This is a genomic window from Microbispora bryophytorum, assembly GCF_043197435.1.
Classification (GTDB): domain Bacteria; phylum Actinomycetota; class Actinomycetes; order Streptosporangiales; family Streptosporangiaceae; genus Microbispora; species Microbispora bryophytorum.
On record NZ_JBICTF010000012.1, the window covers coordinates 238,707 to 262,148 of the forward strand.

Genomic DNA, 23,442 nt, shown 5'->3' on the forward strand with positions numbered 1-23,442 from the left:
TCACTCGCGACCACCCCCCCTCTGGGTGCACCCTAGGGCGCGACGTACGCGCCCAACGATACGGGGGTGTCAGATCCACGAGTCGAACAGCATCCTCGCGTGCCAGGAGTCGTACGGGATGGGTTCGGCGGCGATCACGGGATAAAGCCACCAGAAGTTGACCAGAGCCAGGAGCACGAACGCGCCGACCACAGCGGTGCCGGTCACGCGCCGGTTGGGCCGGGCCGGGCTCTCCTTCCCGATGATCAGCCCGCAGGCCAGCACGATTGCCAGGATCATGAACGGCACCATCGGCATCGCGTAGAACATGAACATCGTCCGGTTGTCCGCGATGGCGAAGTAGAACCACGGCAGCCACCCGGCGGCGTAGCCGAGCAGCACCCCGCCCGCCCGCCAGTCGCGGGTCGCGACGTACCAGGCGATCATGCCGATCAGCGCGAGCAGACCGGCGAACCAGATGATCGGGGTCCCGGTGCCGAGGACCGCCCAGGAGCAGGAGTCGGCGCCGCAGTTCTTCGGCGACTCGTAGAAGAACGCGACGGGACGCAGCAGCATCGGCCACTGCCACGGCTCGGACTGGTAGGGGTGGCTCGACTCCAGGCCGGTGTGGAAGGTGAGCACCTGCTTCTGGTAGTCGATCCACGAGCGGAGCGAGTCGATGACGAAGTAGACCGGGCCGCTCGACGTGGCCTGGTCCCAGTTGCGGCCATATCCCTTGTCGGTGACGAACCACCCCGTGAACGACACCGCGTAGGTGACGATCGGGACGACCGCCATCCACGCCGCGGCGAGCGGCAGGTCGCGGCGGACGACCGTGCCGTACGGCCGGGGCGTCCCGACGGCCCGCCTGGCGCCCGCGTCCCACAGCAGCGTCATGATCGCGAAGGCGGCGATGTAGAAGCCGCCGGTCCACTTGGTGGCCACGGCCAGGCCGAGGAGCACCCCGGCGGCCAGGCGCCAGGGCCGCAAGCTCAGCCGCGGACCCTCCGCGGGCGACCCCGCCTCGTGCCACTCGGCGAGCCGCCGGCGGGACCAGTCCCGGTCGACCACGAGGCAGGCGAAGCCGGCGAGCACCCAGAACATCAGGAAGATGTCCAGCAGCGCCGTACGGGACAGCACGAAGTGGAGGGCGTCGAGGCACAGCAGCAGGCCGGCCACGCAGCCGAGCAGCGTCGAGCGGGTCATCCTGCGGGCCGTGCGGGCGAGGATCAGGATGGACAGCGTGCCGAGCAGCGCGGCGACGAAGCGCCAGCCGAACGGGTTCGCTCCGAAGATCAGCTCGCCGAGGCCGATCAGCCACTTGCCGACCGGCGGGTGCACCACGTAGGAGGCGCACTCGCTCACCGAGTCGCACTGCTTGAAGATGTTGTCGTTGCCGGCGAGCAGGAGCTTGTCCGCGCCGTCCACGAACTGCCGCTCGACGCCGTACCTGATGGTGGCGAAGGCGTCCTTGGCGTAGTACGTCTCGTCGAAGACGACGGAGTGCGGGGTGCCCAGCCGGTAGAACCGGAGGAACCCGCCGAAGAGGGCGACCAGGATGGGGCCGAGCCAGCCCCACATGGCGCTGCCGGGCATGGGCGGCACGAGCCGGTCGCGCAGGGAAACCGCGGGAGCACTGTCCTGTGGTCCCTCTTCCGGCTGCTCGAACGCCTTGTGAGAATAGTCGGTCACGGCCACGCGGACAGATTACTGGTGAGTCCCCTCCAAGGACATGGGTCGCGCGTGTATTGGGCCATCCGGCCGTTCGTCGATGAATGTTTCACGCCCGCCATAGGGTGGACGGGTGCTCGTTCTCGCCGCAGCCCCGATCGGCCAGCCCAAAGACGCGTCCCCACGGCTGCGGGAGGTGCTCGCCGCGGCCGACGTGATCGCCGCGGAGGACACCCGCCGGCTGCGGCGGCTCGCGTCCGACCTGGAGATCGCCATCGGCGGCCGCGTGGTGTCCTACTACGACGCCAACGAGAGTGCCAGGGCCGCCGAGTTGCTGGAGGCGCTGCGCGAGGGCCGGACCGTCGTCGTGATCACCGACGCGGGGATGCCGGGTGTCTCCGACCCCGGCTATCGGCTCACCCGCCTCGCGGTCGAGGCCGGCCTGCCCGTGACGGCGCTGCCCGGCCCGTCGGCGGTGACGACCGCCCTCGTCGTCTCCGGCCTGCCGAGCGACCGGTTCTGCTTCGAGGGGTTCCCGCCGCGAAAGCCGGGGGAGCGGGCCAGGCGGCTGGCGACGCTGGCGGACGAGGAGCGCACGATGGTGTTCTTCGAGGCGCCGCACCGCCTGCAGGCGACCCTGGAGGCCATGGCGGAGGCCTTCGGCGCGGAGCGGCCGGCCGCCGTCTGCCGGGAGCTCACCAAGACCTACGAGGAGGTGCGGCGCGGCGGCCTCGGCGAGCTGGCCGAATGGGCCGCGGGCGAGGTCAGGGGCGAGATCACGCTGGTGGTGGCGGGACGGACCGCGCAGGACGCGCCGGGCATCGAGGAACTGGTGGAGGAGGTGGCCAGGCGCGAGGGCGCCGGGGTGCCGCGCAAGCAGGCCATCATCGAGGTGGCCAAGTCGGCCGGCGTCCCCAAGCGCGACCTCTACAACGCCGTCCACACCACCCCACCGTCGTGATCTTGTAGTTTGTGGCACCGATGTGGGCTGACCTGGATCGGCATCCTTTGTGATCATGCAGTGAGACGGGGCGGGGCCCCGTCGGCCTGGCCATACGCGTTCTGTGATCACGCAGAAGTCGTGGGCTGTCCGGTCGTACCTCTCGCATCGAAGACTGCAAGATCACGAAGTGGAAAGCCACAGGTCGCGCCGTGCGTTGGGGTGAGACTGCATGATCACGGAGTCTGGCCGCCCAGGTCAGCGGCCATGTCTGCGACTAACTACAAGATCACGCGCGGTGAGGGCGGCGGCGAGGCAGGCGAGGGGGGCGGCGGGCAGCAGGTAGCGGTAGTCGAACTCGGCGGTCGCCGCCGGGGCCAGGATCAGTCCCACCGCCCCCAGCCAGGGCAGCAGCTCGGGCCCGCCGAGGTCACGCCAGCGCCGTGCCACGCCGTACAGGCCGAACAGCAGCAGCAGGCCCAGCACGACGCCCGGCAGCCGTACGACCTTCTGGTAGCCGATCATGATGTCCGACCACGGCGAGACCACGTGCGTGGCGGCCGGGCCGTTCTCGTACGCCTCGGCGTCCTTGTCGGTGGTGCTGTGGTAGGAGCTCCACTTGGGCAGCTTGCGGGTGTACTCGTTGTCGAACTCGTACTGCAGGAAGGTCTTGGCGTCGGGGAACCGCGGCCGGCCCCACTGGAAGGCGCGGAAGAAGTCCTTGGCCACCGCGGCCACGTAGTCGCCCGGCTGGGACAGGATCGCCTTCTTCGCGAACGTGCTCGCGTTCGCGTTGATCTCCGGGGTGAACTTCATGCCCGAGCCGAACACGTGGAGCTGGTTCTGGTCGTCCCACCACAGGTACGCCTGCGCGGACAGGCCGCGGTCCTTGGGCGCGACGTTGATGCACAGCAGCGCCAGCTCAAGCTCGCGGCGCTCGTCGACGTTCATCTTGTGGCAGTCGGCGAACAGCGACGTCCTCATATAGAGGATCACCCCGTCGCTGTTGGTCATCGCGAACTGGCCGTTCACCGCCTTGAACCAGCCCATGTAGGCGAGCACGGGCAGCGCGCACGCGGTGATCATGGCGGCGATCGGCTTCCAGCCCGCCCGCTTGATCACCAGATAGACCACGACCAGGGCGAGGATGGGCAGGCCGATGCTCCGGGTCAGCGCCGTCAGCGCGAGCAGCAGGCCGACCACGGTCCCGCCCCGCCAGGTCATCGACTCCCGCCACAGCACGAGCGTCACCACGCCCACGACGAGCAGGATGAACATGGTGTCCGACATGATCAGCTGTTCGAGCTGGATCTGGTAGGCGTCGAACATCACGGGGGCGGCGGCCAGCGTCGCCCCCCAGCCTGGCATCCCAAATCTTCTGGTCAGCAGCGCATAGATAAGGAACGCCGCCGCCAGGCCCATGAGGTGCTGGGTCAAAACCACGAGCGAGAAACTGTGGAACGGCTTGAGCAGCAGCAGCCAGAAGCTGTACCCGTCCGGGCGGATCGGGTGCGGACGCGGGCGCAGCGCCACGGACACGTAGTCGTAGGAGTCGTTGAACCACATGGCCGGGCCGAAGCCCAGCATTGTGACGATCCGCAGCACGAAGGCGACGCCGAGCGTGACCGCGAAGACCCGGTGGCGGCGCAGCAGGGCGAGTGGACGGCCCCGGCCGCCGGCCGGGGAGGCGTCCACTGACGGAGGATCCGCGATCGCGACCATCAAAGTCGCGCGGATTCGACCGCCTGCTTCGGCAGGCGGGTGAGTCCGCGCTTCCTCCCCTCGAATCTCGCCGGTGCCTTCCAGTGCACATCCGCGGGCGTCTGGCGAAGGAGAGCTCCGCCACCTGGGCGGAGTTCCGCCGCCTCACCTGCGGACATACCGTGCGCGCCGGCGTGGCCGGCGTGCTGGGAACTGTCCGGGCCGGGCTCGTCCTCTGCGTCGCCGCTCGGCCGGCGACGCGGGAAGCCCGCCGCTCCAGCGGTGGGTGGAGTCACGGTTACAGAATGCCAGCCGTTTCGCGGACTTGACTCGGACGCTACTGGGAAGCGGGCATCATTGGTGTCCTGCCGTCATATGCGAGGAGTTGCGACGTGGAACTTACCGTTGTCATGCCATGCCTCAATGAGGCCGAGACCGTTGAGATCTGTGTTCGCAAGGCTCTCACCTGCATGCGCGAGAACGGGATCGACGGTGAGGTGGTCATCGCCGACAACGGCAGCACCGACGGTTCGCAACAGCTGGCCCGTGACGCGGGCGCCCGGGTTGTCCATATTGACGAGAAGGGTTACGGCAATGCCCTGATCGGCGGCGTCCGCGCCGCCCGCGGCAAGTACGTCATCATGGGCGACGCCGACGACTCCTACGACTTCACCAGCCTGGTGCCCTTCATCGAGCAGCTACGGGACGGCGCCGAGCTGGTCATGGGGAACCGGTTCCGCGGCGGCATCGCCCCGGGCGCCATGCCCCCGCTCCACCGTTACCTGGGCAACCCGGTCCTGTCGTTCGTCGGCCGGCTGTTCTTCCCCAGCGAGATCGGTGACTTCCACTGCGGCCTGCGCGGCTTCCGCCGCGACTCGATCCTGCGGCTGGGGCTCCAGACCGGTGGCATGGAGTTCGCCTCCGAGATGGTCGTGAAGGCGACCCTGCAGGGGCTCGACGTCCGCGAGGTGCCCACCACCCTGTCGCCCGACGGCCGCTCCCGCCCGCCGCACCTGCGCTCCTGGCGAGACGGCTGGCGCCACCTGCGCTTCCTGCTGCTGTACAGCCCGCGCTGGCTGTTCTTCATCCCGGGCCTGGTGCTGATGAGCCTCGGCCTCGTCGCCGGGGCCACGCTGTCGTTCGGCCCGGTCTACATCGGCAAGCTCGCCTTCGACGTCGACACGCTGGTGGGCGCGTCCGCGATGGTGATCATCGGCTTCCAGGCCGTGCTGTTCGCGTTGTTCACCAAGGTGTACGCGGCGGAGGAGGGCTTCCTCCCCGAGGACCGGCGCATCCGCAGGCTGGTGGACGTCGTCACGCTGGAGAAGGGCCTGCTCGCCGGCGGCGCTCTGGCGGTGGCCGGTCTCGCCGGCCTGGTGGCCTCGCTCGCCCACTGGGGCGGCCGCGGCTTCGGCGAGCTGATCCCGGCCGAGTCGCTGCGCCTGGTCGTGCCGTCGGCGACCGCGTTCGTCATGAGCTTCCAGACGATCTTCGCGTCGCTGTTCATCAGCATCCTCGGCATCCGCCGTACGCGGGAGAACCCGGTCGACATCGCGGCGTCCGCCGCCGAGGAGGCCGCCGAGGCCGTCACCCGCGAGTCCGTGGCCTAGAACCGTGTCTGCTGGGCCGCGTCCCTGACGACGCCACCGGCGTTTTATCCCGGGGAGTCATCTCCCCGGGGCCGATAGGATTCGCACATGGCGGCTACAGGAACGACTGCATCATCCGGGGAGTCGGCGTTCTACGTGACGACGCCGATCTACTACGTCAACGACGCCCCGCACCTGGGCCACGCCTACACGACCGTCGCGGGCGACGTGCTCACCCGCTGGCACCGTCAGCGCGGCGAGAAGGTGTGGTACCTCACGGGCACGGACGAGCATGGTCAGAAGATCATGCGTACGGCCGAGGCGAACGGCATGACGCCCCAGGAGTGGTGCGACAAGCTCGTCGAGGACGCCTGGAAGCCGCTCTGGGAGCACCTTCAGATCGCCAACGACGACTTCATCCGCACGACCGAGCCGCGCCACACCGACCGCGTGCAGGAGTTCGTGCAGGACCTGTACGACAAGGGCGAGATCTACCGGGGCGAGTACGAGGGCCCCTACTGCGTCGGCTGCGAGGAGTACAAGTCGCCCGGCGATCTGCTGGAGGGCGACCTGTGCCCGATCCACAAGCGCCCGGTCGAGTGGCTGAAGGAGGAGAACTACTTCTTCAGGCTCTCCGCGTACGGCCCGCGCCTGCTGGAGCACTACGAGCAGAACCCGGACTTCATCCAGCCCGCCTCCGCCCGCAACGAGATCGTGCAGCTCGTGAAGCAGGGCCTGCAGGACCTGTCGATCTCGCGCTCGACGTTCGACTGGGGCGTCCCGATCCCGTGGGATTCCAAGCACGTCATCTACGTCTGGATCGACGCGCTGCTCAACTACGCGACCGCGGTCGGGTACGGCTCGGACCAGGCGAAGTTCGACGCCACCTGGCCGGCGAACGTCCACCTGGTCGGCAAGGACATCCTCCGGTTCCACGCGGCGATCTGGCCGGCCATGCTCATGGCGAACGACCTGCCGCTGCCGCGCAAGGTGTTCGCCAACGGCTGGCTTCTGGCCGGCGGCGAGAAGATGAGCAAGTCCAACCTCACCGGCATCTCGCCCCGCGAACTGACGAGCCACTTCGGCGTGGACGCCTACCGCTACTACTTCCTGCGGGCGATTCCGTTCGGCCAGGACGGCTCGTTCTCCTGGGAGGACTTCTCCGCCCGCTACACCTCCGAGCTCGCCAACGACTTCGGCAACCTGGCGTCCCGGGTCGCGGCCATGGTCGGCAAGTACTTCGACGGAACCCTTCCCGAGGCGACGGACGCGGGTCCCGCGGAGCGGGCGATCGCGGACGGCCTGGCCACGGCGGTGGCCCGGGCGGACACCTTGATCGGTGACAACCTGGACTTCGCGGGCGGCATCGGCGCCGTCTTCGACTTCGTCAAGCAGGTCAACGGTTACCTGAGCGAGCAGGCGCCGTGGAAGGTGGCCAAGGACGACTCGCCCGAGGGGCAGGCGCGGCTCGCCACGATTCTCTACACGGCGGCCGAGTCGCTGCGCGCGATCGCGGTCCTGCTCCACCCGATCATGCCCACCACGAGCGCCAAGCTGTGGGCGTCCATCGGGGCGGAGCCGCATCTGGGCGCGCTCGCCGACCAGCGGATCGCCGACGTCGCCACCTGGGGCAGGCTGCCCGCCGGGGCCCAGGTCGTCAAGGGCGAGATCCTCTTCCCGCGGCTGGAGAACGCCTGATCATGTCGCGTGAGCGTCCCGCGCCGCCCGCGCCGCCCGAGGCGCTGCCGGCGGAGGTGTTCGACAGCCACTGCCACCTGGACATCATGGTCGGCAACCGGCAGGCGTCGTCGGGTGATCCCGTCGCGCTGGCGGCCCAGGCGGCCGGGGCGAGCGTCGCGTCGATCCTCGCCGAGGCGAAGTCGGTCGGCGTGACGCGCCTGGTGACGGTGGGATACGACCTGCCCTCCTCGCGGTGGAACGCCGAGGTGGCCGGCGAGCACCGGGACGTCTACGCGGCCGTGGCCATCCACCCCAACGAGGCGCACGCCTCCACGCCCGAGGTCCTCGCCGAGATCGAGGACCTCGCGCGGCGGCCACACGTGCGGGCGGTGGGGGAGACCGGTCTCGACTACTACCGCGACTGGGCGTCGAAGGACGACCAGCACGCCAGCTTCCGCGCACACATCGAGATCGCCAAGCGGACCGGCAAGGCCCTGGTGATCCACGACCGCGACGCGCACGACGACGTGCTCGCCGTGCTCGCCGACCAGGGCGCCCCCGGCGTGGTGGTCTTCCACAGCTTCTCCGGCGACGCCGAGATGGCCAAGCGGTGCGTGGACGCCGGTTACTTCATGTCGTTCTCCGGCCCGGTGACGTACAAGAACGCCGGATATCTGCGTGAGGCTGCGGCGGTGGCCCCACCCGAGCTGATGCTGGTCGAGACCGACGCGCCCTACCTGCCGCCGACGCCGCACCGGGGCAGGCCCAACGCGCCCTACCTGATCCCGCTCACGCTGCGCTGCCTCGCGGAGGTCAAGGGCATGGACGTCGCCGACCTCGCCACGCGGATCGCGGCCAACGGCCAGACCGTCTTCGGCGCCTGGTAGCGCGGGGGACACTGGAGGCATGAGTCTGCTCGGGCCGGTCGAAGTGCGTTCGCTCGCGGAGAGGCTGAACATCCGGCCGACGAAGAAGCTGGGGCAGAACTTCGTGATCGACGGCGGCACCGTCCGCCGTATCGTCCGGCTCTCCGGGGTCGCACCGCACGACGTGGCGATCGAGGTCGGGCCGGGGCTCGGCTCGCTCACCCTCGCCCTGCTCCCCGAGGTCGCCGAGGTCGTCGCCGTGGAGATCGACCCGGTGCTGGCGGAGCAGTTGCCGCTGACGGTCGCCGAGCGGGCCCCCGAGGTGGCCGGCCGGCTGACCGTGGTGCACGCCGACGCGCTCAAGGTCGGGCCCGCCGAGCTCGGGACCGAGCCGACCGCGCTGGTCGCCAACCTGCCGTACAACGTGTCCGTGCCGGTCGTGCTGCACCTGCTGGAGGTGCTGCCGTCGCTGCGGCGCGGGCTGGTGATGGTGCAGTCGGAGGTCGCCGACCGGCTCGCCGCGGCGCCGGGGTCGCGCATCTATGGCGTTCCCTCGGTCAAGGCCGCCTGGTATGCCGACGTGCGCCGGGCCGGTCCGGTCGGGCGCAACGTCTTCTGGCCCGCGCCGAACGTCGACTCCGGCCTGGTCTCGCTCGTACGGCGGGAGCCGCCGGTGACGACGGCGACCCGCGAGGAGGTGTTCGCCGCCATCGACGCGGCGTTCGCCCAGCGCCGCAAGACGCTGCGCGCCGCGCTCGCCTCCTGGGCCGGAACGGCGGCCGCCGCGGAGAAGGCGCTGCTCGGGGCCGGCATCGACCCCTCGGCGCGTGGGGAGCAGCTGAGGGTCGAGGACTTCGCCCGAATCGCCGAACAGCGGGCCCCGGCGGCGGCGCACCAGCCGGGTCAGACCGGCCGGCGGCCGAGGTAGGCCGGCAGCACGGTCACTTCGTCGGCGTCGTCGCCGGTCTCCAGCGCGGGAGCGTACGCGCCGTAGGCCCGCAGCGGTTCGACGATCTGGGTGGCGACCTCCATCAGCGGCAGGGCCATCTGCGGGGTGAGCGGCGAGGGCTGCCCCGTGGCCACGGCGATGTCCCAGGCGTGCACCGCCGCGTCGAGCGCGCACGCGCCGGCCGCGAGCGATGCGGGCATGGGGCCCTGGGGAAGCGGCACCGGCACCTGCTCGGCGTCGTCGTCCACCTTCGCCCAGGCGCGGGCCGAAGCGTCCAGCCCCGTGGCCAGGTGCGCGGGGTGTCGCGGGAGCCGGTGTGACCGGCGACGATGCGAACGCTCTCCCCGGTCCGCCTCCCGGAGCCCGGGGAGCTGAACTGGCGGTGGCGGCGGTCGGGTTAGCCGGATGGGCTCCGCGAGTGCGCCCGCGGGCAGACTTTGACGTGATCGACTGGTGATCCGTTCCATCGACAAAGTGTGATTTGCATCACATGCAGCCCTTGTGTCGATCGGTGACGCTGGGTGACGGGGCGGCGATGGCGACACTTGTGATCAGCGAAAACGTGACGGCCGCGGAGAAGGCGCGGGCGGCGGCGGTAGGCGCGATCTTGACGTGGCGATCAGACTGATAACCACTAAGGCGGTCACTTCTCCCAAATCCTCGGATAGCTTTTAGCCGTCCTTTACTGACGGTTGGGGCGCAAGCGGCGCCCGACGATCAGACCAGGGAGTAGTAACTTGAAGCGCACCCTCACCCTCGGCGGCATCGCGGTCGGCCTGCTGGCCTCTGCGGCCGTCGCCGCCCCCGCACACGCGGACTCCGTTCCGCACGACACCCTGGCCAGCACCAACTTCGCCGCCAAGCAGGTCGCCGCGTTCTGGTACGGCCAGAACAAGGCCAACCTGGTCAACGCCACCCCGTACGCGGTGGAGACCACGCTGCCCACCAAGCACGTCTCCTCGGGCGGCGCCTCCGCGGACAGCAAGGCCGGCGTTGTCGGCTCCAGCGGTGACAAGTCGGCTTCCTCCGGCACGTCGAAGAACGTGAACCTGCCCAAGACCACCGGCAAGGTGTTCTTCATCGGCGCGGACAAGAAGCCGCACTGGTGCTCGGCGACCGCCGTGCAGAGCCAGTACAAGAACCTGGTGGCGACCGCCGGCCATTGCGTGTACGACACCAAGAGCAACAAGGCGACCCTCGACAAGTGGGTCTTCGTTCCCGGTTACTACCAGGGCAAGACCCCGTGGGGCATCTACGTCGGCAAGACCGCGTACACCCACTACGACTTCGACGTCTACGAGGACGGCGACCGCGACTACGCGTTCGTCACCGTCTACAACGGCGTCCTGCCCACCAGCGCCTCCGGCAAGAGCTACGCCCACACCTACGAGACCTCTTTCCAGGCGAAGTGGGCCAAGGCCAAGCTCGACAAGGACAAGGCCTACTCGCACGTGACCATCCAGCCCGTGGTCGACACGCGCCACGTGGTCAAGGAGGGCACCCGCGACTCGCAGAAGGTCTACGTCAAGCGGGACGACTGGAAGAAGCTCAACCCCGAGGGCACTCCGGCCGACGGGCCCTTCAAGGCGGGCACCGGCGTCACGGACAAGGAATACCGCTTCAAGCCGCGCGGCTGGGACGAGGGCAAGGCGTCCCGCGACGGCAAGGCGTTCTACCTCAAGAAGGGCGACAAGTACGTCGTCCGCACCTACTGGATCAACTACGACGTCGACTACCGCCTGACCGGCCGCGCTCTGTCGATCGGTCTCAAGGACGTCGGCACGCTGGGCTCCAACGTGGGCGGTCAGGGTCTGGCCTACAACCAGAAGATCGGCACGGGCATGTTCGTGTTCGGTTACCCGAGCGGCTCGCACCCGGACGGCAACTACGCCTTCTCCGGCAAGACCCTCAAGTGGTCGTACGGCAAGACCTTCAAGGCGGCCGCGCCGTCGATGAAGGCCGAGGAGCTCGTCGGCATCAAGTCCTCCTTCACCGGTGAGGGCGCCATCGGCTCGTCCTGGCTCTACCGCTACAGCAGCGCCAAGCGGCTCGGTTACCTGAACGGTGTGACCATCGCGGTCTCCGACACCGACGGTAACAAGCGCATCGACACCAGCGTCTCCCCGTACTTCGACGGTGAGACCCTGGCCGTCTACAAGACCGCTCAGGCCAACTGGTCCGGCAAGATCGTCTGATCCGTCACCGCGCACGCGAAGGGGCTCGGCACCGCGCCGGGCCCCTTTCCGCTGCCCTGACAGGGACCGGCCTGCGGAATCTCCCGGGACGCGTGGTGACGCTAAGCTCGGGTCCCATGCCAGGAACAGGAGCATGCGAAGAGCGGCCCCGGGCACGGCGACGACATGAGGCGGTGAACGGGCGATGAGTGCGATCACGGTGCGCGTGCCGGCGAAGGTCAACCTCCAGCTCGCGGTCGGCCCGCTGCGCGAGGACGGCTACCACGACCTGGTGAACGTCTTCCACGCGGTCTCGCTGTTCGACGAGGTCACGGCCGCCGAGCCGTTCGACCCTGCCCCTGGGCGGGACCCCTCCGCCGCCCCGCTGGTGGTCAGAGTCGAGGGAGACCTCGCCGGAGAGGTTCCGGTGAGCGACGACAACCTCGCGGTCCGGGCCGCCAGGGCGCTGGCCGATCGGACGGGCCGCTCGTACCGGGCCGATCTGCTGATCCGCAAGTCGATCCCCGTGGCGGGCGGCATGGCCGGAGGAAGCGCCGACGCCGCCGCGGCGCTGGTGGCCTGCAACGAGCTGTGGGGCCTCGGCCTGCCCCGTGAGGACCTGATGGAGATCGCCGCCGACATCGGCAGCGACGTGCCGTTCGCGCTGCTCGGCGGCACCGCGGTGGGGACCGGACGCGGCGAGCGGCTCGCCCCGCTGGAGACCGCCGGGGTCTTCCACTGGGTCTTCGCGCTCGCCGACGGCGGCCTGTCGACCCCCAGGGTGTACGGCGAGTGCGACCGGCTGCGCGAGGAGGCGGGGGTGGCCGCGCCCACGCCGGCGGTGAGCGAGGCTCTGCTCGCCGCCCTGCGCGAGGGCGACGTCAGGGCGCTCGGGCAGGCGCTGTCCAATGACCTCCAGCCCGCCGCGCTGGCCCTGCGTCCCTCGCTCGCGAACACGCTGGCCGCCGGCCGTGAGCACGGGGCGCTCGGCGCGCTCGTCTCCGGGTCCGGTCCCACCTGCGCGTTCCTCGCCGAGTCGGCGGAGCGGGCGCACGAGCTGGCCGCTCTGATCAAGGACGTGGGCGGCTGCAGGTCCGTCGTCACCGCCTCCGGGCCCGTCCCCGGGGCCACCGTGGCCGGATAAGCTTTACGGGCGATGAATCTGGTCAATCTGGAGTCCGTCTCCCACGCCTTCGGGCCCAAGCCCCTGCTCGCCGACGTCTCTCTCGGACTGGAGGAGGGTGACCGGATCGGCGTCGTCGGCCGCAACGGCGGAGGCAAGACAACGCTCATTTCGATCATCGCCGGAGCGCTGAAACCCGACAGCGGCCGAGTCACCCACACCCGCGGACTGCGGGTCGGCGCGCTCTCCCAGCGTGACCAGTTCGACCCGGACGTCGCGGTGAAGGACATCGTCCTGGCCGGCCGGGCCGAGCACGAGTGGGCCGGCGACGCCGCGATCAGGGAGATCCTCGCCAACCTGCTCGCCGACATCGACCTCGCGGCCCCCGCGGGCGCGCTGTCGGGCGGGGAGCGTCGCCGTACGGCCCTGGCGCGGCTGCTGATCGAGGAGCACGACCTGCTGATCCTCGACGAGCCCACGAACCACCTCGACATCGAGGCCATCGCCTGGCTCGCCGGGCATCTCGTCCAGCGCAAGTCCGCGCTGCTGGTCGTCACCCACGACCGCTGGTTCCTCGACGCGGTCTCCACCCGCACGTGGGAGGTCGTGGACGGCTCCATCGAGCGATACGAGGGCGGCTACGCGGCGTACGTGCTGGCCAAGGCCGAGCGGGCGCGGATCGCGCAGGCGGCGGAGGAGCGCCGGCAGAACCTCATGCGCAAGGAGATCGCCTGGCTGCGGCGCGGACCGCCGGCCCGGACTTCCAAGCCCAAGTTCCGGATCAACGCGGCCGAGGCGCTGATCGCGAACGAGCCGCCGCCGCGGGAGGCCGTCGAGCTGCTCAGCTTCGCCTCGGCGCGGCTCGGCAAGACCGTCGCGGACCTGGAGGACGTGACGCTCCACGCGGGAGGCCCGGCATCGGGTCCGCTGGTGCTCGATCAGTGCACGTACCAGTTCGGCCCGGGGGACCGGATCGGCCTGATCGGGGTGAACGGCTCGGGCAAGTCGTCGGTGCTGCGCCTGCTGTCCGGCACGGTCGAGCCCGACTCCGGCCGCCTCGTGCGCGGCAAGACGGTGCGGCTCGCGCACCTGTCGCAGGAGCTGGCCGAGCTGGACCCCACGCGGCGGGTGCTGGAGACGGTCGAGGAGATCCGCAAGTACGTCCAGGTGGGCAAGAAGGAGTGGTCGGCCTCCCAGCTGCTCGAACGCCTCGGCTTCCGGGGCGAGGCCCAGTGGAAGGTCGTCGGCGACCTGTCGGGCGGCGAGCGGCGGCGCTTGCAGTTCCTCCGGCTGATCATGAACGAGCCGAACGTGCTGCTGCTCGACGAGCCGACCAACGACCTCGACATCGAGACGCTCACCGAGCTGGAGGACCTCCTCGACGGCTGGCCGGGCACGCTGGTGGTGGTGAGCCACGACCGGTACTTCCTGGAGAGGGTGGCGGACCGCTGCGTCGCACTCCTCGGAGACGGCAGGTTGTCGATGCTGCCCGGCGGCGTGGACGAATACCTCGAACGTCGTGCGGCGGGCGCGGCCCTGTCGGCGCGGGCGGCCTCTGCCGCGAGCGCTCCCGAGCGGGGCGGCCAGGACGATCAGCCGGCGCCGGTGGGCGGGCCGACCGCCAAGGAACTGCGGGAGCTGCAGAAGGAGCTCAACCGGCTGGAACGGCAGATCGACAAGCTCGGCGAGCGTGAGGCGAAGCTGCACGCTGAGATGGCCGATGCGGCGAGCGACTTCGAGCGCCTGGCCAAGCTCGACGCCGAGCTGCGGGAGATCGCCGCGCAGAAGGAGTCGGCCGAGTTCGAGTGGATGACGGCGGCCGAGCGCCTCGAAGGGCAGTAGGGCCGGATCGGCCGGCCACTGTCGGCCACGGCCGGCCACTGTCGGCCACGGGCGGCCACGGGCGCGACGCCGGCCGGCGCGGTGGAGCCGCCGCCGCTGGGATGAGGATGCCGCCCGCGCGGTGGAGATGTTGCTTGTGCGGTGACGATGTCGCCCGTGCGGTGAGGAACGGGAAGGGGCCCGGCGCGGTGCCGGGCCCCTTCGCGTGCGCGGTGACGGATCAGACGATCTTGCCGGACCAGTTGTTCGCGGCGGTCTTGTACACGCCGTAGGTCTCACCGTCGAAGTACGGGGAGACGCTGGTGTCGTAGCGCTTGTTGCCGTCGCGGTCGGCGACGCCGATGGTCACGCCGTTCAGGTAGCCGAGCCGCTTGGTGCTGCTGTAGCGGTACAGCCACGCCGAGCCGAGCGCGCCCTCACCCGTGAACGACGACTTGATGCCAACGAGCTCCTGCGCCTTGATGGTGGGGGAGCTGGCCTTGAAGGTCTTGCCGTACGACCACTTGAGGGTGTTGCCGGAGAAGGCGTGGTTGCCGTCCGGGTGCGAGCCGCTCGGGTAACCGAACACGAAGATGCCCGTGCCGATCTTCTGGTTGTAGGCCAGACCCTGGCCGCCCACGTTGGAGCCGAGGGTGCCGACGTCCTTGAGGCCGATCGACAGAGCGCGGCCGGTCAGGCGGTAGTCGACGTCGTAGTTGATCCAGTAGGTGCGGACGACGTACTTGTCGCCCTTCTTGAGGTAGAACGCCTTGCCGTCGCGGGACGCCTTGCCCTCGTCGAAGCCGCGCGGCTTGAAGCGGTATTCCTTGTCCGTGACGCCGGTGCCCGCCTTGAAGGGCCCGTCGGCCGGAGTGCCCTCGGGGTTGAGCTTCTTCCAGTCGTCCCGCTTGACGTAGACCTTCTGCGAGTCGCGGGTGCCCTCCTTGACCACGTGGCGGGTGTCGACCACGGGACGGATACGGAGGTGGGAGTAGGCGTTGTCCTTGTCGAGCTTGGCCTTGGCCCACTTCGCCTGCAGAGAGGTCTCGTAGGTGTGGGCGTAGCTCTTGCTGGAGCCGCTGGTGGGCAGGACGCCGTTGTAGACGGTGACGAACGCGTAGTCGCGGTCGCCGTCCTCGTAGACGTCGAAGTCGTAGTGGGTGTACGCGGTCTTGCCGACGTAGATGCCCCACGGAGTCTTGCCCTGGTAGTAACCGGGAACGAAGACCCACTTGTCGAGGGTCGCCTTGTTGCTCTTGGTGTCGTACACGCAATGGCCGGCGGTCGCCACCAGGTTCTTGTAACGCGACTGGACCGCGGTCGCGGTGCACCAGTGCGGCTTGCGGTCGGCGCCGATGAAGAACACCTTGCCCGTGGTCTTGGGCAGGTTGACGTTCTTCGTGCTGGTGGTCGCCTTCTTGTCGCCGCTGGAGCCGACGACGCCGGCCTTGCTGTCCGCGGAGGCCCCGCCGGTCGACACGTGCTTGGCCGAGACCTGCGTCTCCACGTTGTACGGCTTGGCGTTGCGGAGGTTGGCCATACGCTCGCCGAACCAGAAGGCGGCGACCTGCTTGGCGGCGAAGTTGGAGCTGGCCAGGGTGTCGTGCGGTACGGAATCCGCGTGTGCGGGGGCGGCGACGGCCGCGGAGGCCAGCAGGCCGACCGCGATGCCGCTGAGGGTGAGGGTGCGCTTCAAGGGTTGTTCTCCTTGGTCTGTCGGGGGCACAAAGTACGCCCACTCGTCAGTAAAGGGACGGTAAGCAAGCTATCGGAGGAGGCAGGCGCAAAGTAGCGCCGCAAACCGTCCCGTCCGCGCCCCCGCGTTTGATCAGAGCCGGCTCCGAACCTGAAAGGTTGCTGTGTTTCCGCTGATGAGATGCTGATTTTGAGAGCTCGTGAGCACGCTACGTGACTGATCGTTCAGGTGATTAATGTGAGCTAAATCACATTGGAGGGATGGAACCGCGCGACCGTGTGATCACGTCTGATTTCGCCCGTGCGTGCATCGCGCCGGCGGCCATGAGAGTTGGCCCAGGAGCGGCACGGGAGACGGCCCTGAGGGGATGTGGGGCGTGGGAGAGCGCGCGTGGGATCCCGGACGGACATACAGGAGCCGGAAAACAGAGAAGGGCCCGGCCGCACGCGGCCGGGCCCTTGCTCAGCTGGGCCTCACGAGGCGTCAGACGATGTTGGCCGAGGGGGTGGCGGCCGCGGCCTTGTAGACGGCCAGGGTCTCACCGTCGAAGTACGGCGAGACGCTGGTGTCGTACCGGTTGTTGCCGTCGGTGTCGGAGACGCCGATGGTGACGCCGTTCAGGTAGCCGAACCGCGTCGAGTTGTTGTACTTGTACAGCCAGGCGGAGCCGGAAGCGCCCTCGCCGGTGAACGACGACTTGATGCCCTGGAGGGCCTCGCCCTTCAGAGCCGAAGCGGTGGCGGGGAAGGTCTTGCCGTAGCTGTACTTGAGGGTCTTGCCGGAGAAGGCGTAGTTGCCGTCCGGGTGCGACCCGCTCGGGTAGCCGAACACGAAGGTCGGCTGGCCCACCTTCTGGTTGTAGGCCAGGCCCTGGCCGCCGACGTTGTCCCCGAGCTTGCCGACGTCCTTCAGGCCGACCGTCAGCTTCGCGCCGACGACCTTGTAGCCCTTGAAAGCCCTCGCCTTGAACGTCCGGCTGTAGTACTTGTACTCGTGGCTGCCGCTCTGCTGCTTCACCCGCCAGAACAGGGTCTTCCCGTCCCTGCTGACGTAGGAGTCCTTGTCCGACTTGTAGTCGTACGACCGGACCCTGTCGTTGATCGCGCCGGCGGACGTCAGAGGAGCCCACGGGCCGTTTCCGGTCAGGTTCTTGCCCTTGTTCCAGGCCTGGAACTCGGCGACGGTGACCGGAACCTCGGGGGCGCGACTCGAGAGAGTGCTGATCTCCACGACGCCGAGCTTGGAGAGAGCGGTGGTCTTGTCGGCGGCGAGCTTGGCCTTGGCCCGCTCGGCTTCCCACTTGCTCTTGTAGACCTGCGACTCGTACTTGCCGCTGGCGCCGGCGTCGGTCGGGGTGACGCCGTTGTAGACGGCGACGAACGCGTAGTCGAAGTCGCCGTCACCGTACGTGGTGTAGTCGAAGTGGGTGAACGCCATCTTGCCGACATAGATGCCGTACGGCGTCTTGCCGTTGTAGTAACCCGGGACGAAGACCCACTTGTCCATCAGGTCCTTGTCCTTCACCGTGTCGTAGACACAGTGACCGGCAGTGGCCACCAGGTTCTTGTGCAGCGACTGCAGGGCGGTCGCGGTGCACCAGTGCGGCTTGTTGTCGGTGCCGATGAAGAACACCTTGCCCGTGGTGCGGGGCAGGTTGACGTTCTTCGACGTGCTGGTGGCCTTCTTGTCGCCGCTCGACGAGACGACGCCGGGCTTGGTGTCGGCGATGTCCTTGGGCATCGTCGAGACGTGCTTGGCGGTGACCTTGGTCTCGGTGCCGTACGGCGTGGCGTTGACCAGGTTCGCCATCTTCTCGCCGAACCAGAAGGCGGCGACCTGCTTGGCGGCGAAGTTGGTCTCGGCCAGCGGCTTGGCCTTGGGCTTGCCGTGGCCGCGGTCGGCGTGCGCCGGGGAGGCGACGAGGGCGGTGGCCAGCAGGCCGACCGCGACGCCGCCGAACGCGAGGGTGCGCTTCAAAGTGCTCTCCATGGTCTGTCGTGAGGCGCGGCTTTCGCCTCATGCGTCAGTAAAGGATGCGCAAAAACTACCGGATTGATAGCTGATGGCGTAAGAGAGGAGAACCGATGGGTATCACCTCGTGATCTTCAATCCCGATATGCCATTGCACCCCGGCGCTGCCGGGCGCTTCACTCCGGAATTCAGCCGGTGGCGCCGCGCTTCCACGGAGGACGTGTGGCCGGACGGGCCGCACCAGGCCCTGAAGGGATGAGAGGTCCTCGCTGGCCGTGTGGACGGAGAGTCCGCCGGGACGCCTGGGGCGGGGGCGCCTGCGCGCGGTCGGCCGAGCGGTCCGGGAAGGAAAGAAGGGCAGGATGAATTGACGGCGCCGTTCCTTTTCTCGTCGTCCGTCTCGTCGCCCGCGAAATGCGAAAGAAAAGGGCCCGGCTGGAGGCCGGGCCCTTTCCTTCATCTCACCGACTGGAGAAAAGATCAGACGATCTTGCCGGACCAGTTGGCCTGAGCGGTCTTGTAGACGGCCAGGGTCTCACCGTCGAAGTACGGGGAGACGCTGGTGTCGATGCGGCCGTTCCCATCGGTGTCGGAGACCGCGATGGTCACACCGTTGAGGTAGCCGAGCCGCTTGGCGCTGCTGTAGCGGTACAGCCAGGACGAGCCGAGGGCGCCCTCACCGGTGAAGGAGGACTTGATGCCGACGAGCTCCTCGGCCTTCATCGACGGGGCAGAGGCCTTGAAGGTCTTGCCGTAGGCCCACTTCTGGGTCTTGCCGGTGAAGGCGTAGTTGCCGTCCGGGTGCGAGCCGCTCGGGTAGCCGAACTCGAAGACGGCGGTGCCGACCTTCTGGTTGTAGGCCAGGCCCTGACCGCCGACGTTGGCGCCGAGGGTGCCGACGTCCTTGAGGCCGATCGAGACCTTCGCGCCGGTGACCTTGTAGCCGATGATCGTCCGGCCGTAGTCGCGGCCACGGTCGTTGCTGTGGCTGTGGCTGTGGTCGTTGCCGTGGTCGTTGCCGCGGGACTGCCCGAAGACGGGCACAACCGCGAGCTTCGACCAGCCGGTGGTCTTGTCGGCCGCGAGCTTGGCCTTGTAGTCGTAGGCCGCCTTCTTGTCCTTGAAGAACTTCGAGACGAGGCCGCCGTGGGTGTCACCCTCGGTGGGGATGACGCCGTTGTAGACCGCGACGAACGCGTAGTCGCGGTCGCCGTCCTCGTACACGCTGTAGTCGTAGTGCGTGTAAGCGGTCTTGCCGACGTAGATGCCCCAGGGGGTCTTGCCCTCGTAGTAACCGGGGACGAAGACCCAGTTGTCCAGGGTGGCCGCGTTCGACTTGGTGTCGTAGACGCAGTGACCCGCGGTCGCCACGATGTTCTTGTACTGCGACTGCAGAGCGGTCGCCGAGCACCAGTGCGGCTTGTTGTCGGCGCCGGTGAAGAACACCTTGCCGGTGGTCTTCGGCAGGTTCACGTTCTTCGACGTGCCGGTGGAAGCCTTCTGGTCACCGCTGGAGCCGACGACGCCGGCCTTGTCGTCGGCGGAGACACCGCCGGTCGACACGTGCTTGGCGGAAACCGTGGTCTCCGCGGTGTACGGCGTGGCGTTGACCAGGTTGGCCTTGGCCTGGCCGAGCCAGTACTGGGCGACCTGCTGAGCGGCGAGGTTGGTGTTGGCCAGGTTCACGCTCGGAACCGAGTCGGCGTGAGCCGGGGCGGCGATCGCAGCGGAGGCCAGCAGGCCGGCCGCAACGCCACCGAGTGCGAGGGTGCGCTTCAACTTTCTCTCCCTGGTCTGTCGTGAGGCGACTCCTGCGCCCCATGCGTCAGTAAAGGAACGGTCAGAAAGTTATAGGAGAAGTTGGTGTGGTGTAAGTGGAACCGCGACGTCTGCCGGTCACCTCCGGGCTCACGTGCTTCGCTCCGGTTGGTGGGTCTATGCGGCATCTGTGCTGATCACGAGCGGTGTCGGATGTCCGTTGTCACGCGGCGCGGCCACTCCGAGGCGGGACTGCGTGTGAGGTAAATCACACCAAATGGATGAAACCGGGAGAGGGGGGTGCAACGTCCAACGGGCCTTCAGCGGAAAGGCGCCCACGCTCTCAGTGGCTCGTTCCGGACGCCCAGAAGGGCTCGACCGGCGGTCTGCGGCGGTCTGCGGGGGCCCGATGGGGGACGGGAGGGCTCGGGCCGTTCCCGCCCGTCTGGGGGCGACATAAGGCCTGTGCGGTCTGCCGGCCCGTCATGCGGCATCCGACGGCGACGGCGACGGCGTACGGCTCAAGCGTGCGCATATGGGGTGCGGCCTACGGGGTGCGGGGTGACTCCTGCTCCACGCGCTCGCGAAGCGCCCGATCGGGCCTCTGACGCCCGCTACGGCGAGACCGCGGCCGTGGAGCGGGGAGAGGGGCGGGCCGGGCGGACGCCCCTGTGATCGGCTCTGTGATCGGCTCTGTGATCGGCCGTGAGACCGGCCCTGAGACCGGCCGTGAGATCGGCTCGATGGCGTGACCGCCGCGCGATGAAGCGCGCGTGTGGGTGTTTCGGGCAACAGAAAAGGGCCCGGCTGGAGGCCGGGCCCTTTCCTTGACTCTGCTTTACCGGGGGGAAGATCAGACGATCTTGCCGGACCAGTTGGCGGCAGCGGTCTTGTAGACGGCCAGCGTCTCACCGTCGAAGTACGGGGAGACGTTGGTGTCGATGCGGTTGTTACCGTCGGTGTCGGAGACCGCGATGGTCACACCGTTGAGGTAGCCGAGCCGCTTGGCGTTGCTGTAGCGGTAGAGCCACGCGGAACCGATGGAGCCCTCGCCGGTGAAGGAGGACTTGATGCCCACCAGCTCCTCGGCCTTCATCGACGGCGCGGCCGCCTTGAAGGTCTTGCCGTAGGCCCACTTCTGGGTCTTGCCGGAGAAGGCGTAGTTGCCGTCCGGGTGCGACCCGCTCGGGTAACCGAACTCGAAGATGCCCGTGCCGATCTTCTGGTTGTAGGCCAGGCCCTGACCGCCGACGTTGGCGCCGAGGGTGCCGACGTCCTTGAGGCCGATCGCGAACTTGAAGCCCACGACCTTGTAGCCCGTGAGGATCTTCGCCGAGAAGGTCCGCTTGAAGTAGAAGTACTCGTTGCGGTGACCCGGCTTGGGGGTCCGGAAGTACAGGGTCTTCCCGTCCGGGCTGACGTACGAGTCCTTGTGGACCTGGTACCCGTAGGTCTTCTGGTCGATCGGAGTCGTGGTCGCGGACGTGTTGTCAGCCCAGCCGCCCATGCCCGTCGGGTTCTTGCCCTTGTTGTAGGACAGGAACTCGGCGACGCTGACCTGCGTCTCCTTGCCGAACCGCGAGAGCTGCTTGACCTCTTCGACCGACAGCTTCGACGCAGCCGTGGTCTTGTCGGCCGCGAGCTTGTCCTTCGCCTTGTCGGCCTGCCACTTGGTGCGGTAGACCTGCGACTCGTACTTGCCGGCGCTGGTGCCGCCCTCGGTGGGCAGAACGCCGTTGTAGACCGTGACGAACGCGTAGTCGCGGTCGCCGTCCTCGTACACGCTGTAGTCGTAGTGCGTGTAAGCGGTCTTGCCGACGTAGATGCCCCAGGGGGTCTTGCCCTCGTAGTAACCGGGGATGAAGACCCACTTGTCCAGGGTGGCCTTGTTGGACTTGGTGTCGTACACGCAGTGACCCGCGGTCGCCACCAGGTTCTTGTACTGGCCCTGGACCGAGGTGGCCGAGCACCAGTGCGACTTGCCGTCGGCGCCGACGAAGAACACCTTGCCGGTGGTCTTCGGCAGGTTGACGTTCTTCAGGGTGCCGGTGGCGGCCTTCTGGTCACCGCTGGAACCCACCACGCCGGCCTTGTCATCGGCGGACGCGCCACCGGTCGACACGTGCTTGGCGGCGACCGTGGTCTCCACCGTGTACGGCGTGGCGTTGATCAGGTTGGCCTTGGCCTGACCGAACCAGAACGCCGCGACCTGCTTGGCCGCGGTGTTGGTGTTGGCCAGGTTCACGGCCGGAACCGAGTCGGCGTGAGCCGGGGCAGCGATCGCAGCGGAGGCCAGCAGGCCGGCGGCGACCCCGCCCAGAGCGAGAATGCGCTTCATGACTTTCTCCTGGTCTGTCGTGAGGCGTCACTTGCGCCCCATCCGTCAGTGAGGAATGAGGAGAAAGCTATAGGAGGAAATGAGGTGGCGTAAGAGGGTTTGCGATGGCCCATTCGGGGGACAGGCGCACTCGGGCGGCGTGGGCCTGAGTCGGGCCGCGCGTTTTGGCTGATCATGAAGGTGTCCCCTGGTTTCCGTTACGCTCCGCGCTGGACCGATACAAGGCTCACTGTGATGTAAATCACAGATTTGGAGGAAACCGAAGAGGTGCCTGATTACGTCACGTGGTCACGGCCGGGGAAGTGCGTCTAGCGGTCGACGGGCTTCGGCACGCCAAATGAGATGAACTGCGATATTTGTGGCCATTGGCCAGGGGTCGAGTAAGAAGAGGCAATTGCCCGGTTTGTAGGGGACAAGTCGGGGTTCGCCCCTAGAGGGCGGCATGGCGGGATTGTTGGGTGTCGGCGTTCGTATTCGGCGGGGCCGAGCATGCGCAGGGTCGAGTGCGCCGGCGGGAGTGCGGGCCCGTCGATGAAGCCGGTGCATGCGGCTTGCGCCCAGTGCCGGGAGTCGAAGTGACGCCGGTCGAGTAACGCGGGTTCCAGGGTGGGGAAGAGCTCCCGGCGACGACCTTCCCGAAACAGTTCGTGACCCGTGGACGTCTGGAGGGCCGGCTGGCTCGCACCGTCGCGGGCGTGTGTCGATGTCGCGGGGGTCGTAGTGGCCGGGGGGTGGCCGGGCGCGGCTTCGACGACTTCGCCGCTGTCGCCGCCACGCTCACCAGTCGGCCGGGCAACGGAAAAGGGCCCGGCGGGAGGCCGGGCCCTTTCCTTGACTCTGCTCTACTGGGGGGAAGATCAGACGATCTTGCCGGACCAGTTGGCGGCAGCGGTCTTGTAGACGGCCAGCGTCTCACCGTCGAAGTACGGCGAAACGTTGGTGTCGATGCGGTTGTTACCGTCGGTGTCGGAGACCGCGATGGTCACACCGTTGAGGTAGCCGAGCCGCTTGGCGTTGCTGTAGCGGTACAGCCACGCGGAACCGATGGAGCCCTCGCCGGTGAAGGAGGACTTGATGCCCACCAGCTCCTCGGCCTTGATCGACGAAGCGGCAGCCTTGAAGGTCTTGCCGTAGGCCCACTTCTGGGTCTTGCCGGAGAAGGCGTAGTTGCCGTCCGGGTGCGACC

Annotated in this window: 15 protein-coding genes and 1 pseudogene; 8 read left to right on the top strand and 8 right to left on the bottom strand. The window is 68.3% G+C overall.

Annotated features, from left to right (window positions below):
* Window positions 1–69: 69 nt before the first annotated feature.
* Window positions 70–1,677, bottom strand: a complete 1,608-nt coding sequence (locus ACGFIB_RS32855) for a dolichyl-phosphate-mannose--protein mannosyltransferase (protein ID WP_393377002.1) — start codon at window positions 1,675–1,677, stop codon at window positions 70–72.
* 106 nt (window positions 1,678–1,783) lie between these two features.
* Here ACGFIB_RS32855 and rsmI point away from each other — a divergent pair, with 106 nt between their 5' ends.
* On the top strand, window positions 1,784–2,611 hold the full coding sequence (rsmI, locus tag ACGFIB_RS32860) for a 16S rRNA (cytidine(1402)-2'-O)-methyltransferase (protein ID WP_393377004.1): 828 nt from the start codon (window positions 1,784–1,786) through the stop codon (window positions 2,609–2,611).
* 237 nt (window positions 2,612–2,848) lie between these two features.
* Here the strand turns inward: rsmI and ACGFIB_RS32865 are convergent, their stop codons facing one another.
* Window positions 2,849–4,285: a hypothetical protein gene (locus ACGFIB_RS32865; RefSeq protein ID WP_357266680.1), complete on the bottom strand. Its 1,437-nt coding sequence runs from the start codon at window positions 4,283–4,285 to the stop codon at window positions 2,849–2,851.
* Window positions 4,286–4,683: 398 nt separating this feature from the next.
* Here ACGFIB_RS32865 and ACGFIB_RS32870 point away from each other — a divergent pair, with 398 nt between their 5' ends.
* The 4 genes from ACGFIB_RS32870 to rsmA all read left to right on the top strand — a co-directional run bounded on the left by ACGFIB_RS32870 (window position 4,684) and on the right by rsmA (window position 9,354).
* The gene (locus ACGFIB_RS32870) at window positions 4,684–5,901 is read left to right on the top strand and encodes a glycosyltransferase family 2 protein (RefSeq protein WP_208762484.1); all 1,218 of its coding nucleotides are present in this window, start codon (window positions 4,684–4,686) and stop codon (window positions 5,899–5,901) included.
* Window positions 5,902–5,988: 87 nt separating this feature from the next.
* A complete protein-coding gene (gene metG / locus ACGFIB_RS32875; RefSeq protein WP_393377006.1) occupies window positions 5,989–7,578 on the top strand; it encodes a methionine--tRNA ligase in 1,590 nt (529 codons plus the stop codon).
* A 2-nt stretch (window positions 7,579–7,580) separates the two neighbouring features.
* Window positions 7,581–8,447 carry a TatD family hydrolase gene (locus ACGFIB_RS32880; RefSeq protein ID WP_393377008.1) on the top strand — a complete coding sequence of 289 codons (867 nt, stop codon included), beginning with the start codon at window positions 7,581–7,583 and terminating at the stop codon, window positions 8,445–8,447.
* Window positions 8,448–8,466: 19 nt separating this feature from the next.
* Entirely contained in the window at window positions 8,467–9,354 is an 888-nt protein-coding gene (gene rsmA / locus ACGFIB_RS32885) for a 16S rRNA (adenine(1518)-N(6)/adenine(1519)-N(6))-dimethyltransferase RsmA (RefSeq protein ID WP_393377011.1), read from the top strand.
* Here the strand turns inward: rsmA and ACGFIB_RS32890 are convergent.
* Entirely contained in the window at window positions 9,330–9,623 is a 294-nt protein-coding gene (locus ACGFIB_RS32890; protein WP_393377013.1) for a DinB family protein, read from the bottom strand. The genes rsmA and ACGFIB_RS32890 overlap by 25 nt on opposite strands.
* Before the next feature lie 489 nt (window positions 9,624–10,112).
* Here ACGFIB_RS32890 and ACGFIB_RS32895 point away from each other — a divergent pair, with 489 nt between their 5' ends.
* From ACGFIB_RS32895 to ACGFIB_RS32905, 3 genes are all read left to right on the top strand, one after another.
* The gene (locus tag ACGFIB_RS32895; protein WP_393377016.1) at window positions 10,113–11,570 is read left to right on the top strand and encodes a trypsin-like serine peptidase; all 1,458 of its coding nucleotides are present in this window, start codon (window positions 10,113–10,115) and stop codon (window positions 11,568–11,570) included.
* Between the two features lie 184 nt (window positions 11,571–11,754).
* Window positions 11,755–12,693: a 4-(cytidine 5'-diphospho)-2-C-methyl-D-erythritol kinase gene (locus ACGFIB_RS32900; protein WP_357240807.1), complete on the top strand. Its 939-nt coding sequence runs from the start codon at window positions 11,755–11,757 to the stop codon at window positions 12,691–12,693.
* A gap of 12 nt (window positions 12,694–12,705) precedes the next feature.
* Window positions 12,706–14,514 carry an ABC-F family ATP-binding cassette domain-containing protein gene (locus ACGFIB_RS32905; protein WP_393377019.1) on the top strand — a complete coding sequence of 603 codons (1,809 nt, stop codon included), beginning with the start codon at window positions 12,706–12,708 and terminating at the stop codon, window positions 14,512–14,514.
* Between the two features lie 220 nt (window positions 14,515–14,734).
* Here ACGFIB_RS32905 and ACGFIB_RS32910 read toward each other — a convergent pair whose 3' ends face one another.
* The 5 genes and pseudogenes from ACGFIB_RS32910 to ACGFIB_RS32930 form a co-directional block, all read right to left on the bottom strand.
* The gene (locus ACGFIB_RS32910) at window positions 14,735–16,189 is read right to left on the bottom strand and encodes a trypsin-like serine peptidase (protein WP_393377021.1); all 1,455 of its coding nucleotides are present in this window, start codon (window positions 16,187–16,189) and stop codon (window positions 14,735–14,737) included.
* A 483-nt stretch (window positions 16,190–16,672) separates the two neighbouring features.
* Window positions 16,673–18,166, bottom strand: a complete 1,494-nt coding sequence (locus ACGFIB_RS32915; protein ID WP_393377024.1) for a trypsin-like serine peptidase — start codon at window positions 18,164–18,166, stop codon at window positions 16,673–16,675.
* Between the two features lie 474 nt (window positions 18,167–18,640).
* Complete coding sequence (locus tag ACGFIB_RS32920) at window positions 18,641–19,939, bottom strand: trypsin-like serine peptidase (RefSeq protein ID WP_393377025.1); 1,299 nt, start codon at window positions 19,937–19,939, stop codon at window positions 18,641–18,643.
* 832 nt (window positions 19,940–20,771) lie between these two features.
* A complete protein-coding gene (locus ACGFIB_RS32925) occupies window positions 20,772–22,256 on the bottom strand; it encodes a trypsin-like serine peptidase (RefSeq protein ID WP_393377028.1) in 1,485 nt (494 codons plus the stop codon).
* Window positions 22,257–23,113: 857 nt separating this feature from the next.
* Window positions 23,114–23,442 (bottom strand): annotated as a pseudogene (locus ACGFIB_RS32930) (trypsin-like serine peptidase); the annotation flags it as partial.

What these genes read in the sequence shown, in the direction of transcription:
- rsmA (WP_393377011.1), top strand. Translation starts at nt 8,467, where the DNA reads ATGAGTCTGCTCGGGCCGGTCGAAGTGCGTTCGCTCGCGGAGAGGCTG.
- ACGFIB_RS32925 (WP_393377028.1), bottom strand. Translation starts at nt 22,256, where the DNA reads ATGAAGCGCATTCTCGCTCTGGGCGGGGTCGCCGCCGGCCTGCTGGCC.
- ACGFIB_RS32880 (WP_393377008.1), top strand. Translation starts at nt 7,581, where the DNA reads ATGTCGCGTGAGCGTCCCGCGCCGCCCGCGCCGCCCGAGGCGCTGCCG.
- ACGFIB_RS32900 (WP_357240807.1), top strand. Translation starts at nt 11,755, where the DNA reads ATGAGTGCGATCACGGTGCGCGTGCCGGCGAAGGTCAACCTCCAGCTC.
- ACGFIB_RS32905 (WP_393377019.1), top strand. Translation starts at nt 12,706, where the DNA reads ATGAATCTGGTCAATCTGGAGTCCGTCTCCCACGCCTTCGGGCCCAAG.
- metG (WP_393377006.1), top strand. Translation starts at nt 5,989, where the DNA reads ATGGCGGCTACAGGAACGACTGCATCATCCGGGGAGTCGGCGTTCTAC.